Origin of the sequence: Sporosarcina newyorkensis (genome assembly GCF_900167515.1) — a bacterium.
Taxonomy (GTDB): domain Bacteria; phylum Bacillota; class Bacilli; order Bacillales_A; family Planococcaceae; genus Sporosarcina; species Sporosarcina newyorkensis.
Genome location: NZ_FUYJ01000006.1, coordinates 143,453 through 158,183, shown reverse-complemented (window position 1 = coordinate 158,183; position 14,731 = coordinate 143,453). Strand labels below are relative to the sequence as shown.

The following is a 14,731-nucleotide window of genomic DNA, read 5'->3' as shown; positions in this document are numbered from 1 at the left end:
AAAGGGGAACTGAAAATGAAAACTAAAACAATTCGTTTAACTATGGCACAGGCACTTTTAAAATTCTTAGATAACCAATACATTGAGTTTGATGGCAAAGAAAACAAATTTGTTAAAGGGGTATTTGGGATATTTGGCCATGGGAATGTAACTGGTATGGGAGAAGCGCTTGAACGCCAATCAGGTGGGCTTACCTATCTGCAAGGGAAAAATGAGCAAGGGATGGTACATACTGCGACTGCCTATGCAAAACAGAAAAATAGATTAGAAATTTATGCGTGTACTTCATCAGTAGGCCCAGGTGCTCTAAATATGGTTGCAGCTGCTGCAACAGCAACAGTTAATAGAATCCCAGTCCTACTATTACCTGGTGATATATTCGCAAGTCGCCAACCTGATCCTGTACTTCAGCAAGTTGAAGTGACATCGGATTACACAATTTCAGCAAGCGATGCCTTCAAACCGGTCAGTAAGTATTGGGATCGTATTTCAAGACCAGAGCAACTAATGACTGCGGCATTAAATGCCATGCGCGTGTTAACAGATCCAGTAGATACAGGAGCAGTAACATTGTCGCTCCCGCAGGATGTGCAGGCAGAAGCTTATGATTATCCTGTAGACTTCTTTAAAAAGCGAGTTCATTACATAGAGCGTAGAACGCCTTCAGAACAAGCTATTCAACACGCTGTAGATTTAATTATGAAAAAGAAGAATCCTATCATCATTGCAGGTGGGGGTGTCCATTACTCTTCCGCTGCTGAAGAACTCACTGAGTTTGCAGAAACATTCACTATTCCGGTTGGAGAAACACAAGCCGGGAAAAGTGCGCTATCTTGGAAAAATAAAATGAATATGGGCGGCGTTGGAGCAAGTGGTTCAGAAGCAACCAATATACTCGCCAAGGAAGCAGATTTGGTTATTGCAATTGGTACAAGGCTTTCCGATTTTTCAACCTCATCAAAAACGGCATTCGCAAATCCTGATGTAGAGTTTTTGAGTATTAACGTAAGCGCTTTCGATGCAATGAAATTAGATGCGCAAATGCTAGTAGCAGATGCAAAAACAGCACTTGAGCTGTTGACAAAGGCATTGCAAACTAAAGAGTATCAAAATCAGCATAAACCTGAAAGGCTCGAAGAACTAAAAGGTAAATGGGATCAAATAGTGGATAAATATTATAATGATGTCCGTGAAGATGGTTTATCACAAACTAGAGTTCTTGGTGAAGTCAATAAATTTATTGGGGGCAGAGATATCATCGTGGCAGCTGCAGGCAGTATGCCGGGAGACTTACATCGTTTATGGAGAAGTACAGACCCTAAAACGTATCATATGGAATACGGATTCTCTTGTATGGGATATGAAGTTGCAGGAGCACTCGGCATTAAACTGGCAGAACCAGATCGTGAAGTCTACTCACTGGTTGGTGACGGTAGTTATCTGATGATGCACTCAGAACTGGTTACAAGTTTACAAGAAAAAAAGAAAATCAATATCATTCTTTTGGATAACAATGGATACCAATGCATTCACAACTTACAAGTAGGGCAGGGTAGCGACGGCTTCGGTAATGAATTCCGCTATCGTTCAGAGGAAGATAATAAACTATCGGGAGATTTTCTTCAGTTAGATTTTGCCGCAAATGCGAGAAGTATGGGCGCAAAAGGTTATACAGTTCATACATTAGAGCAGTTACAAGACGCGCTGGAACAATCCAAGAAGGAAACCGTGTCAACATTAATTGACATTAAAGTGTTACCTGGTACATGTACAACAGGATTTGAATCATGGTGGCGTTTAGGAGTGGCCGAAGTATCTACTGATGAAAAAGTACAAATAGCCCACGAAGCAATGGAGGCAAAAGCGAAACAAGCAAGACAATATTAATAAAAAATTGGAGGAAACACCATGTCTAAATTATTAGTGAAATCAGCAGGAAAAGCAGCAGAAGATGGGAACCTGATTAACATTAGCCCCGAATCGGCAAACTGGGAATATATCGGATTTGAAGTATATGAACTAAAAGAAGGGCAAACTTTCGAACAAGAAACTAAGGACCAAGAGATGGCAGTCGTTATTCTTTCCGGTAGTGTCAATGCCTCTTCAAAATTGCAAACATGGGAAAACATCGGAAAGAGAATGAATATTTTCGAGAAAATACCTGCTTATACTGTATACATTCCAAACAATGATCAAATTAAAATCGAAGCATTAACTAAGGTAGAAATTGCTGTTTGTAAGGCACCTGGTAAAGGTACGTATGAGGCAAGGCTTGTCGGACCGGAAGATGTTGACGTTGCAAAACGCGGATCAGGCAGTATGCAGCGTGAAATTCACGGTATTTTACCAGAAGATAAACCTGCAGATAGTTTATTCGTTATTGAGGTTTTCACACCTGGGGGGAACTGGTCAAGTTATCCGCCACATAAGCATGACGAAGATAATTATCCGCAAGAAGTTTATTTGGAAGAGACCTACTATCATAGAATTAACCCGGCCGATAGAGGATTTGCAGTGCAACGAGTCTACACAGATGATAAATCTTTGGATGAAACGATTGTTGTAAAAGACGGCGACGTTGTAATTGTTCCAGAAGGCTATCACCCTGTCTCAGCGCCACCTGGTTATGATTTATATTATTTGAATGTGATGGCAGGTCCAATCCGAACTTGGAAATTTACGAATGATAAAGATCATGAGTGGTTAATGAAGTAAAAACACTTTATATAAATTGCTAGCAGGAGGGATAAAGATGTCAACAGTCAATCTTCCTTTTAAATTAGGAATTCATCCTATTAATTGGGTTGGAGAAGATGTGCAAGAACATGGAGACTTTTATACTTATGATCAAGTAATGGAAGAAATATCAATGCTCGGTTTTAAGGGAACAGAGATTAGTCGAAAGTTCCCCAAAGATCCAGTGGAACTGAAACAAGCGTTAGATAAATATAAATTACAGCTAACAACCCAATGGAAATCTGTCTTTTTTTCTGATCCCGATCGCCATGAAAGTGAACTTGAGGCATATCGCAAACACGTGGAATTTTTAAAGAGTTTTGGTTGTAAGGTAGTCAGCACAGCTGAAATAGGCGGATCAATGCTTAATCAAGATCCGACTCGCGGACAAGACGAAATATTTGTCCAGCGCTTGGATGACGATGGGTGGAAATACATGGTGGAAGGGCTCAACAAGGCAGGTGAAATTTGTCGAGAAAATGGCATGCATCTTGTATACCATCATCATGCTGGAACAGTCGTGGAACAACCTGAAGAAATCGATCGTTTAATGGAAATGAGCGATCCTGAATTCGTTTCCATGTTGTATGATACGGGGCATGGTTACTACGGCGGCAATGACCCGGTCCAGTTATTAGAAAAATATTATGATCGAATTAAATATATTCATTTAAAAGATATTAGACAAGACATATTAGATAAAGCAAGAACTGAAAAATATAGTATTCGACAATGCATTAAAAATGGACTTTTCACAGTGCCGGGAGACGGTTGTCTAGATTTCCATAGCATCTTTAACGCTCTAATTGAAAAAGGCTATTCCAACTGGGCATTGATCGAAGGAGAACAAGATCCTTTAAAATGCAATCCATATGTGTATGCTAAAAAATCAAAGGCATTTATCGAAAGCATTGCAGGGGAATTATCTAGTGTTAAATAAGAACTAACGGATGTTGAAAATCGGGAATGCAATTTAATTGAACAATTTTAGAAAGTTATAAATTAACTGCTGATAGTAAAGGAGATGGTTGTAAATGAAAGAATTTATTAACTGTGCAGTATTGGGATTGGGAAGACTCGGTTATTGGCATGCTGAAAACCTTGCATTTAAAGTAAAGAGCGCCAAATTGGTAAGTGTTATCGATCCACTTGAAGGAAGAGCGGAACAAGTTGCTAAAGAACTAGGGGTTGAAAAATGGTCTAGAAATCCAATCGATGCGTTCGAAGATGACATGATTGATGCGGTCATTATTGTAACTCCGACAAGTACACATGCAGAAATGATTAAACTGGCCGCTAAGAATGGCAAACAAATTTTTATTGAAAAGCCATTAACTCAGCATTTAGATGAAGCGGATGAAGCCATTGAAGTAATTCGAAAATACAATACGATTTGCCAAGTCGGCTTTATGAGAAGATTTGATCCGGCATACGCTGAAGCAAAAATTAGAATTGCCGCGGGAGATATCGGCGTACCACTTTACTTTAAAGGGGTTAGCAGAGATGGCAATGTACCACATGAAGAATTTATAAAACATAGTGGCGGCATTTTTCTAGATGTTGCAATTCATGATTACGATATTGCACGTTTCCTCATGAATCAAGAAATTACTTCGATTTCATCGACTGGAAATATTTTATTGGAATCCAACAAGTTCATGAAGAAATATAACGATGTGGATCAAGGTTTGTCTTATTTCAATTTTGAATCAGGTGCGGCAGGGGATATTGAAACCATGCGTGTTGCGCCGTACGCCTACGATATCCGTGGTGAAGTCGTCGGGACAGAAGGGGCTATCCAAATCGGTTCAATGAGAAATAATGACGTCAAAATATTTACGAAAAAAGGAAGCATGCATGACTTAATCCAAGACTTTCCATCTCGCTTCCAAGATGCTTATTTGTTAGAGATGATTCACTTTATTGATTGTCTCAAGAATGGCGAACGACCAGCCTGCACGGAAGTAGACGGTAAAGCAGCATTAGAAATAGCTGCCGCTGCAACTAAGTCGTTTAACACTGGTGAAACAGTGCAAGTAGGACTTCAAAAAGTAAAGTGAGTGTCTTGTTCTATAGAAGACTAATCAATAGAGGTGAGGAATTATGAAGCTTGGTGTTTGCCAGTGGTCTCTTCCGGTTGATGGACCTTATGCAATAAAAACAATTGCGGATCTCGGTTTAAAGGGTATTCAGTTAGATATCGGCAGTCATGATCGAGGCTTTCCTTTATCGTTACAGGTTGTGCAAGAAGCTTATAAAGAATTTACTGAAAAGTATGGAGTGACAATCACTGCTCTGGCAGTTAGAGAACTGGATAATTATGGGATGACGAGAAAGGATGGCACTCCTGAAAAAGAAATTGTATTACAGGCAATATCAAAAGCTATAGAAATTGCAAATTCCATGGAAGTTCCAATCGTCATGCTTGCTAGTTTTGAGGACGGCGAAATAAAAACGGAGCAAGATTTTAATACAGTCGTTGATTGTCTTAAAAACGCTTGCGATGAAGCTGAGAAATATGGTCTCATGATTGCGACAGAAAATTTATTATCAATTGAAGAAACAAAAAAGCTTTTCAAGTTAGTGGATAGACCTAATTTAAAACTTTATTTTGATACTCAGAACTACTATTTAAGGAAGAATTATAATACAGCTGAGATGGTTCGTGAACTATTCCCATATATATGTGAAGTTCATGTGAAAGATGGAGCGGATGGTTCTTTAAGTGGTTCCCTATTAGGTGAAGGAGATTCCGGATTTTTTGAGACGATGGAAGTTTTAAAAGAGAAAGGATATAGTGGTTGGCTTCATTTAGAAAATTATTATGATCAGCTGCCCTTATCTTTACAGGATACAGATCCAATGGAACTTTTGAAAAAGGACATCTCTATTCTTGAAAATGTAGTTTTTGAAACAGCCAATGAAACGAGTACGAGTTTGAAATAACAAGGCAGCAAGTTAAGTCGACGGTTAGTTAATTCACAAGATCGGTAGGTTGTCTCTATATAAAGGGAGTGAATTGTTCTCTTTGCATTAGTTAAAAGCAATGATGAAAAGCGAATTTCCACTTCCTTTATATTGCAGTCTTGATTTATCTAAAGCGATAATTTGGAAGCATATATATTAACGTAAGTACACGAGACTAGTATAGAAACTTCTTAAACCAGTTGAAGGAGGTATTAATCATGCTTCTACAAGTTAAGGATATCAGTAAATCTTTCTCAGGCGTTCAAGTCTTACATGACATTAATTTAGACGTTGAAGAAGGAGAAGTCCATGTTTTACTAGGAGAAAATGGAGCAGGTAAGTCAACGATTATAAAAATTTTAACAGGTGCCTATACAAAAGATAAGGGAGAGGTTTGGTGGGACGGAAAAGTTTTAAATGTAACCCGTCCAAAAGATGCGATTGAAGCAGGAATTGCGACAATTTATCAGGAACTAAATCTCATCCCAGAATTGTCAGTGATGGAAAACATCTTTTTAGGGCATGAAAAGAAGAGAGGAAGTAAGTATTCTCTCTTGGATCGTAAACAAATGAGAAAAGATTCAAAAGCGTTAATGGAAAGACTAGGTCAGCGAGTAGATCCTGATGAGCTTATCGGGAACTTAGGTGTAGGTCAACAACAATTAGTCGAAATAGCGAAAGCGCTTTCATTGAATGCCAGATTAATTATTATGGATGAACCAACTTCTAGTCTAAGCGCAAGTGAAGCAGAGCAGCTGTTACTGACGATCGAAAGGCTGCGAAAAGAAGGAATCACGTTTATCTATATTTCTCACCGTCTGGAAGAAATAAAACGAATCGGCGATCGAATTACGGTACTACGAGATGGTGCCAATGTACAAACGGTGCCGGTTGACACCACTTCCATTGATCAGATGATTACATTAATGGTGGGAAGATCGTTAGATAATAAGTTTCCTAAAATAAAGTTTGATAAAGGTAAAGAAGGATTGAGAGTTGAAAACTTGAAACTTGATCCTGAATCAGAGTCTATTAACTTTACAGCATATCAAGGAGAAATTTTAGGTATTTCTGGTCTTGTCGGAGCTGGAAGAACCGAAATGGTTAGAGCTATATTTGGCGCTGACCCAAAGGCTTCTGGAAATATATATATATTCGGTGAAGAAACAAATATTCGTCATCCGCAAGATGCAATAGATGCAGGAATCGCCTTTATTACAGAAGACAGAAAAGAAGAAGGTTTATTTTTAGATCAATCTCTCATATTTAATAAAACAATCGCGAAATTAAATAGGGTTAAAAGCAAAGGATTAATTAGTGTAAGTGCACAGCAAAAGGTAGCGGATAATTATGTGAAAGAATTAAAAATCAGACCAAATAATGTGAATCTGATTGCGCGGAATTTTAGTGGAGGAAATCAGCAAAAAGTTGTCATAGCAAAATGGTTGTTTACTGAAGCAAAGGTCTTTATCTTCGATGAACCGACAAGAGGTATTGATGTAGGTGCAAAAGTCGAAGTATATAATCTGATTAATAAGCTAGTGGAATCGGGTGTCTGTGTTATTATCATATCTTCTGAATTGCCAGAGATACTCGGAATTGCAGATAGAATATTAGTTATGCATGAAGGCAAAATTACAGGCGATCTAATGCGAGAAGAGGCGAATCAAGAAAATATTATGAAAGCAGCAACAGGAGGATGATGATCTATGAAAGATACTACAACTATAGCAAGTGAAAAAGAAATACTGCCACATGATAAACCAGCCAAAAAATGGAGCGTTAAAGCAGCTTTTAATAAGTTCGGACCATTATTCGGATTAATCGGGCTATCGAGTATACTGGCTATCCTCTCGCCAAGCTTTTTACAAATAGACAATCTAACCAATATTGCCAGACAATCATCTATTAACGCATTGTTAGCTTTAGGAATGCTTTTACCTATTTTGACAGCAGGGATTGATCTTTCAGTTGGTTCAATTCTCGCAGTTTCAATTGTTATGGCTGGTTTGGTTTCAGTAACGTGGGGCATGCCGCCACTTATCGGTTTAATTGTTTGCTTGGCAGTTGGAGCGATCGCCGGACTTATAAATGGGCTTTTGTTAACAAAATTACGTTTACCTCACCCTTTTATCTCTACACTCGGAACGATGAATGTTTTCCGTGGTTTGGCGTTAATTTTAACAGGTGCATCACCTATTTTTGGATTTTCCTATTTAATGAATTATACGGGGCAAGAAAGTATAGGATTGATCCCTGTAAGTTTCTTATTGGTCATTATCGTTTATGTGATTTTTCATATATTCCTTAATCGAACCTCTACAGGAAGATATATATATGCCATCGGAGGTAATAAAGAGGCGGCACGGTTGTCAGGAATTCCGGTTGACCGCGTGCTAATCACTGTATACACATTGAGTGGTTTTATGGCTGCACTAGGTGGTTTAGTATTAATAGGGCGGACAAACTCTGCATCGCCTATTGCGGGGCTGACTTATGAATTGGATGCTATTGCTGCAGTTATTATTGGCGGTGCAAGTTTTCTCGGAGGGGTAGGAACTGTCTGGGGAACACTTATTGGAGTATTAATTATTGCAGTTCTACGTAACGGTCTGAATTTGTTGGGTACAACGTCAGATTTGCAGACTGTTGTAATAGGAGCAGTTATTGTATTAGCAGTATATGTAGATGTCCTTCGAAGAAAGAAAAGCGGAAAGTAATTTTTTACACACTGATCACAAGTAAATGGAGGCGTAAAGATGAATAATTGTGTTAGGTGGGGAATTTTAAGTACAGCTAGAATTGCTCAAGAAGAATTGATACCAGCTTTTTTAGAGGCAGATAATGCGGTTGTAACAGCAATAGCCAGTTCAAATAAACAGGTCAGCTCAATTGCTGAAAAGTTTGGTATTCAAAAAGTCTATTCTGATTATGATTCTTTATTAGATGATAAAGAAATTGATGCTGTGTATATCCCTTTGCCAAATACGTTGCATCGCGTATGGGTAGAAAAGGCAGCAGAAAAAGGCAAGCATATTCTATGCGAAAAGCCGGCAGCACTTACAAAAAAAGAAGCTGAAGGAATGATTACATTTTGTAATGAACGAAATGTTATATTCTTGGAGGCTTTCATGTATCAATTTCACCCACAACATGACAGGGTAAAGGAAATCATCGCCTCGGGTGAGATCGGTAAAGTGAAGCTGATACGAGCAAGCTTTTCATTTTTATTAGAAGGTGTTGAAAATGATATTCGAACCCAGCGATCTTTAGGTGGCGGAAGTTTATATGATGTAGGTTGTTATTGTCTGCATTCAATAGCTAATATCACGGGCTCGAAAATTGAAGAGGTTTTCGTTTCGGCACGGGTAGACCCCAAATACCAAGTAGATATGTCAGTACAAGGGATTGCCAAATTGGAAAACGGCATAAAAGCTGTGTTCGACGCGTCACTGGAACAAGTTAGAAGACAACAGTATGAAATAGTAGGGACTAAAGGGACGATAGCTGTGCCACGTGCCTACGCACCACAATTATTTGATGATGAAGGATTGGTTATTGTTGGCACAGCTAAAGGTGAAGTAAGACAAGAAAGTATTGTAGGAAAACAGTATAAGTTACAAATCGAAAAAATATCTGAATGGATTTTATCTGATGAAGACCAAGATGCCGAAAAACACTATGCACAAAAAACGATTAATAATATACAAGCAATTGAAGCTTGTTTTAAATCAATTGAAAAAGGTGAATTTGTAAAAGTAGAATCTGCAAAAGTAACAGCCGAATAAATACTTACCTGTCAATATGACTTTGAAACATTAATAGAGCCAAGAGGGGGAATGTATTTTATGAAGATGATTAGAAAGAAAGTATTATTTTTGACACTATGTTCTGTAATTTTATTGTTGGCGGCTTGTAATTCTGTTGAAAAAGAAAGCTCTGCTGAAATAAAAGAAACTGATGAGTCATATAAGTTTGGAGCTGTATTAATGACACTAAACTCTGAATACTGGAAAATTCAAATGGCAGGAGCAAAAGATGCAGCAGAAGAACTTGGCGTTGAGGTTTCATTTTTAGGACCGCCAGAGGAAACACAATTTGAACAACAAGTAAAAATGGTGGAAGATCATATAGCTACTGGTGCTGATGCACTTATTGTTGCTGCAAGTCAACCTGATGCTATGATTTCAGTTTTAAATAATGCGCATACAAAGAAAATACCAATAGTAATCGCAGATGCAGACGTTAACTTTGATGATAAAGTGACTTTCATCGGCACAGAAAATTATGATGCTGCAAAATTAGGTGGAGATTATTTGGATGAATTGTTAAATACAGGGGATAAGGTAGCAATTATTAGGGGACAGTCTGGAAGCAAGCTTCATGATGAAAGGACTAAAGGATTTCAGGATGCTCTGAAAGATAAAAACATTGAATTTATTGTCCAAGATGCCCAAAGTGATCGGGTCAAGGCAGTTAATATTATGGAGAATATATTAACATCTAACCCGGATATTAAAGCAGTCTTTGCTACATCGGACGAAATGGCGCTTGGTACATATACAACATTGGAAAATAAAAACGCAACAGGTATTCACCTTATTGGATTTGATGGAACACCCGATGGATTACAAGCAGTTCAAGAAGGAAAGATGCTTGCAAATGTAGCGCAGAATCCATACCAAATTGGTTATCAATCAGTACAATCAGCATACAAAGCAAAAAAAGGTGAAGAGGTAGAGAAAAGAATTGATTCGGGGGCACTTGTAATAACAAAAGAAAACGTTGAAGAAGAAATTAAAAAAGTAAATGGTTATTTAAATAACATGCCTTAAACTCTTTTTATTGGAGGCAATGATATGGAGTATTCAATTTGTAGTTGGACGTTTGGGGATGTACCGATTGATAAAGTCATGCGTTTTGTAAAAAAGACAGGCTATGATGCTATAGAAATACAAGCTAGTCAAGCGATTCACTATTCGAAAATTATCAATCGTCTATCTAAAGAATTAAATCTTAAAGTTAGTGGATTAACGGGGGATGCTGATTGGCCAAACGAACACAAAGATTTAGCTAATTCCAATCACTTTGAAAGAAATAAGGCTATCGAATATTTTAAGAAACAAATTCAAGCAACTAGGCTAATTCAAGGGAAATACCTGGTTGTTTGCCCTGCGGCAGTAGGAAAGTCTGCGCAGATGGGAAAAGGATCAGAAGATTGGAATTGGGCAATTGACTCTGTACGCCAGTTAGCAAGAGTGGCGGAACGGGTAGAAATTGAATTGATTATCGAACCACTTAATAGATATGAGAGTTGTATTGTAAATACAGCGGATGATGCAAGTCGTTTTGTTAAGGAAATAAATCATCCTAAAGTTAAAACGTTGATTGATACGTACCATATGAACATAGAAGAGGTTGATATGATTAGCCCAGTTCAGAAAGTAATTGATATATTGTCTATCGTACATGTGGCTGATAGTAATAGACAAAGTCTTGGAAGAGGACAAATTTCATTCGCACCTTTTTTTGCAGAGTTACAGAGATTGAAATTTAACGGGACTATTGTTGTGGAATGTAGTGCACCCGGTGCGAATCCTTTTTTGGCTGAAAAGGACAATATGGATTGGATATATACTTATGCAGAAGAATCTCTAGTGTTTTTAAAGGAGAGCTTTGAAGATAATTAACCTTGTCAGGAGGGGATGTATTTGTTAGCTGGTGTATTTAAGGAAATAGGTAGTTTAGTTTTAGAAGAACGAGAAGAACCGATGTTGCAAACAGACCTAGATGTAAAGATCAAAGTTGAAGCAGCCAGTATATGCGGTACAGATGTTCATATTTTGGCTGATTCGCCGGGTCACCCTGCTACAGCAGGTGTTGTTCAAGGGCATGAATATATAGGGGAAATTGTTGAGATTGGTGAATCAGTGAAAAATGTTGTGGTTGGAGATAGAGTGGTAGTAGATCCAACAACAGTATGTGGTTTTTGTCATTACTGTCAAACTGGACAACAAAATATGTGTGAAAATAGTTCATCTATTGGTATTTTTGTTGATGGTGGTTGGGCTACTTACAGCGTTGTTCCAGCAAGAAATGTTCATAAAATTTCAAAAAAAGTTCCTGCTGAAATAGCCGTATTAGCGGAACCTTTATCTTGTGTTATTAATGGGAGTGAAAAAGTAAATGTCCAACCGGGCGACAGTGTTGTTATTATAGGCGCTGGTCCAATGGGGCAACTTTTTACCCAGGTGCTTAAAGCATCGGGTGCCGGAAAGATTGTATGTATAGACTATTCAGATTACCGATTAGATTATTCACTGAAATCGGGTGCTACTCATACAGTCAATCCAAAAAAACAAGATGTTTTTCAGGTCGTAATCGAAGAAACTGGTATTGGTGCAGATGTTGTAATAGATTGTGTAGGATCGTTATTTGATCAAGCGATGACTTTAGTAAGAAAAGGTGGACAGATTTTACTAGTTGGAATGAATGAACATGCACAGCCATTAATTAAACAATACGATATTACAAGAAATGAAATAACAGTTCAGGGTACATTTATTCAAAATAATGATTTCCCAAAGGTTATCAAAATTTTAGAAGCAAATTTGTTGAATTTAAAAGAACTCGTTACTCATAAGGTTGCATTAAATAATATACATGAAGGAATTGAGACGATGAAAAAAGGAGAAGCAATAAAGATAATTGTCTATCCTGAAGAAAAGTAATATAGAGAATAGGTCGGATAGAAAAAACATGGGGAGAAAAAAATTATAACAAACGAGTAATTGAGTTTTCTTTAGATCAATTGAAAAAGTAGAATTTTTTAAAACACCAACCGAATATATGATTACCGGCAAGTACGACGATGAAACACAATAGAGCCGAGAAGGGAATGGATGTTATGAAGATGACTAAGAAAATAATGTTGTTTTTGTCACTGTGTTCTGTACTTTTGTTGTTGTCTGCTTGTAACGGTGCTGAGAAAAACAGTGTAAAAGGGGCTGAAAAGTCAGATGAAGATGAATCATATAAATTCGGCTTTATATTAAAGACGATAAATTCAGAGTACTGGAAAGTTTTAATGGCTGGTGCAAACGATGCAGCCGAAGAACTTGGTGTTGAGGTTTCATTTTTAGGCCCACAGGAAGAAACGCAATTTGAACAACAAGTAAAAATGATAGAAGATCAAATAGCTACTGGTGTAGATGCCCTTGTCGTGGCTGCAAGTCAACCCGACGCAATGATCTCAGTTTTAAATACTGCTCACAAAAAAGATATCTCAGTAGTAATTGCAGATACAGATATGGATTTTGAAGATAAAGTTACTTATATCGGTACGAAAAATTATGATGCTGGAAAACTAGGTGGAGAATATTTAAGTGAATTTTTAAGCGGCGGAGATAAAGTAGCGATTATTAGAGGTCCATTTGGAAGCGAGACTCATGAAGAACGGACCAAAGGATTCCAAGATGCCTTAAAAGACAAAAATATTGAATTTATCGTACAAGACGCAGAAAGTGATCGAGTTAAGGCGGTTAATGTTATGGAAAATATTCTAACATCTAATCCAGATGTTAAAGCGGTCTTCGCAACAGCTGATGAAATGGCACTTGGTGCATACACAACATTGGAAAATAAAAAAGCAACAGGTATTCATCTTATAGGGTTTGATGGGACACCGGATGGATTACAAGCAGTTCTGGAAGGAAAGATGCTTGCAAATGTATCACAAAGCCCTTATCAAATTGGTTACCAATCAGTATACTCGGCATATAAAGCAAGAAAAGGCGAGGAAGTAGAGAAAAGAATTGATTCAGGTACCTCTGTTATAACTAAGGATAATGTTGAGGAACAAATTGATATGCTCAATGACTATCTGAAAAAATAACAAACCTAAATCCTTTTTAGTTAGAGAAGGTATTGTGAAACTTTTGTTTATAAGTATGTGTGGTATTCTCGTTAAAAACTAAAGCTACACATATAACTGAACCGAAAAATAATGAATGTTTTAAGAGGAGAATAATCATGAAGAGAAAACCACTCATCGCTATGCTAATATCCTTTGTGGCAGTTTTAATATTTTTGTCTGGTTGTAGTGAAGGGACTGTTGAAGGAAGTAAAAATGATAACGGTTCGGACAAAAGTGGAAAACCTAAGGTAGCAGTTATCTTGAAAGGTATAAATCAAGAATACTTTAAATTAGCAGAGGCCGGAGCGAAACAAGCATTTAAAGACTTTGATGTAGACGGTACATTTTTAGCTGCAGCTTCTGAGGTTGAAGCTGAAAAACTAATTAATATTCTTGAAGATCAATTAAATGCTAATCCGGATGCCTTGGTCGTAATGCCAAGTACTGAATCTACACTTCCAGTCTTAAAAAGATATCACGAAAAAGGTATTCCGGTACTCCTCATAGATACCGACCTAGATTGGGATGAGAAGGCGACTTATATTGGCACGGATAATTATACGGCAGGAAAAGAAGCTGGTGAGTTTTTGGCATCTAAGTTATCAAAAGGTGATGAAGTTGCTATTTTAGAGGGAGTATCAGGAACTGCTGTAAGTGAAGACAGGGTAAAAGGCGTCAAAGATACAATGAAAGAACTAGGCTTTAAAGTTGTTACTTCACAAGCAGCCGACTTTGATCGAGTGAAAGCTGTGACAGTGATGGAAAATATTATAACGGCACATCCAAAAGTAAAAGGTGTATTTACAGCAAATGATGAAATGGCAATGGGAGCTTTAAAGATTGTAGAATCCAAGAATAATGATATTACAATAGTAGGTATTGATGGAACATCTGATGCTTTGAAGTCAATTAGTAATGGTGGAGTAACTGCTACTGTAGAACAAAAACCTTATGAGATGGGCTATCTTGGTGTGGAAAATGCACTAAAGGCTATTGATAAAGAGGATATAGAGAAACAAATTGATAGTGGTGTGGAAGTTATTACTAAAGAAAATGCAGCCGACAAATCAATCGAATTAGATAAAAAACTAGGTAAATAAACTAAATTATAGA

At 37.5% G+C, this 14,731-nt stretch carries 13 protein-coding genes; all 13 read left to right on the top strand.

Features of this window, described 5'->3' with window-relative positions:
- Positions 1-15 precede the first annotated feature (15 nt).
- On the top strand, positions 16-1,887 hold the full coding sequence (gene iolD / locus B5D59_RS12515) for a 3D-(3,5/4)-trihydroxycyclohexane-1,2-dione acylhydrolase (decyclizing) (protein ID WP_078818199.1): 1,872 nt from the start codon (positions 16-18) through the stop codon (positions 1,885-1,887).
- Positions 1,888-1,908: 21 nt separating this feature from the next.
- Complete coding sequence (iolB, locus tag B5D59_RS12510) at positions 1,909-2,715, top strand: 5-deoxy-glucuronate isomerase (protein WP_078818198.1); 807 nt, start codon at positions 1,909-1,911, stop codon at positions 2,713-2,715.
- 37 nt (positions 2,716-2,752) lie between these two features.
- Positions 2,753-3,676: a myo-inosose-2 dehydratase gene (iolE, locus tag B5D59_RS12505; RefSeq protein WP_078818197.1), complete on the top strand. Its 924-nt coding sequence runs from the start codon at positions 2,753-2,755 to the stop codon at positions 3,674-3,676.
- 94 nt (positions 3,677-3,770) lie between these two features.
- Positions 3,771-4,796 (top strand): Gfo/Idh/MocA family oxidoreductase, encoded by a 1,026-nt coding sequence (locus B5D59_RS12500; RefSeq protein WP_078818196.1) that lies wholly within the window; start codon positions 3,771-3,773, stop codon positions 4,794-4,796.
- A gap of 43 nt (positions 4,797-4,839) precedes the next feature.
- On the top strand, positions 4,840-5,682 hold the full coding sequence (locus B5D59_RS12495; protein ID WP_078818195.1) for a sugar phosphate isomerase/epimerase family protein: 843 nt from the start codon (positions 4,840-4,842) through the stop codon (positions 5,680-5,682).
- 239 nt (positions 5,683-5,921) lie between these two features.
- Positions 5,922-7,406 (top strand): sugar ABC transporter ATP-binding protein, encoded by a 1,485-nt coding sequence (locus B5D59_RS12490; RefSeq protein ID WP_078818194.1) that lies wholly within the window; start codon positions 5,922-5,924, stop codon positions 7,404-7,406.
- Between the two features lie 6 nt (positions 7,407-7,412).
- On the top strand, positions 7,413-8,423 hold the full coding sequence (locus B5D59_RS12485) for an ABC transporter permease (protein ID WP_078818193.1): 1,011 nt from the start codon (positions 7,413-7,415) through the stop codon (positions 8,421-8,423).
- 39 nt (positions 8,424-8,462) lie between these two features.
- On the top strand, positions 8,463-9,491 hold the full coding sequence (locus tag B5D59_RS12480; protein ID WP_078818192.1) for a Gfo/Idh/MocA family protein: 1,029 nt from the start codon (positions 8,463-8,465) through the stop codon (positions 9,489-9,491).
- 60 nt (positions 9,492-9,551) lie between these two features.
- A complete protein-coding gene (locus B5D59_RS12475) occupies positions 9,552-10,538 on the top strand; it encodes a sugar ABC transporter substrate-binding protein (protein ID WP_176132584.1) in 987 nt (328 codons plus the stop codon).
- Between the two features lie 24 nt (positions 10,539-10,562).
- Positions 10,563-11,393, top strand: coding sequence for a sugar phosphate isomerase/epimerase family protein (locus B5D59_RS12470; RefSeq protein ID WP_078818190.1), 831 nt, complete (start codon positions 10,563-10,565; stop codon positions 11,391-11,393).
- Positions 11,394-11,414: 21 nt separating this feature from the next.
- Entirely contained in the window at positions 11,415-12,434 is a 1,020-nt protein-coding gene (locus B5D59_RS12465) for a zinc-dependent alcohol dehydrogenase (RefSeq protein ID WP_078818189.1), read from the top strand.
- Between the two features lie 182 nt (positions 12,435-12,616).
- Positions 12,617-13,597, top strand: a complete 981-nt coding sequence (locus B5D59_RS12460; RefSeq protein WP_176132583.1) for a sugar ABC transporter substrate-binding protein — start codon at positions 12,617-12,619, stop codon at positions 13,595-13,597.
- Positions 13,598-13,734: 137 nt separating this feature from the next.
- Complete coding sequence (locus tag B5D59_RS12455) at positions 13,735-14,718, top strand: sugar ABC transporter substrate-binding protein (RefSeq protein ID WP_078818187.1); 984 nt, start codon at positions 13,735-13,737, stop codon at positions 14,716-14,718.
- Positions 14,719-14,731 lie beyond the last annotated feature (13 nt).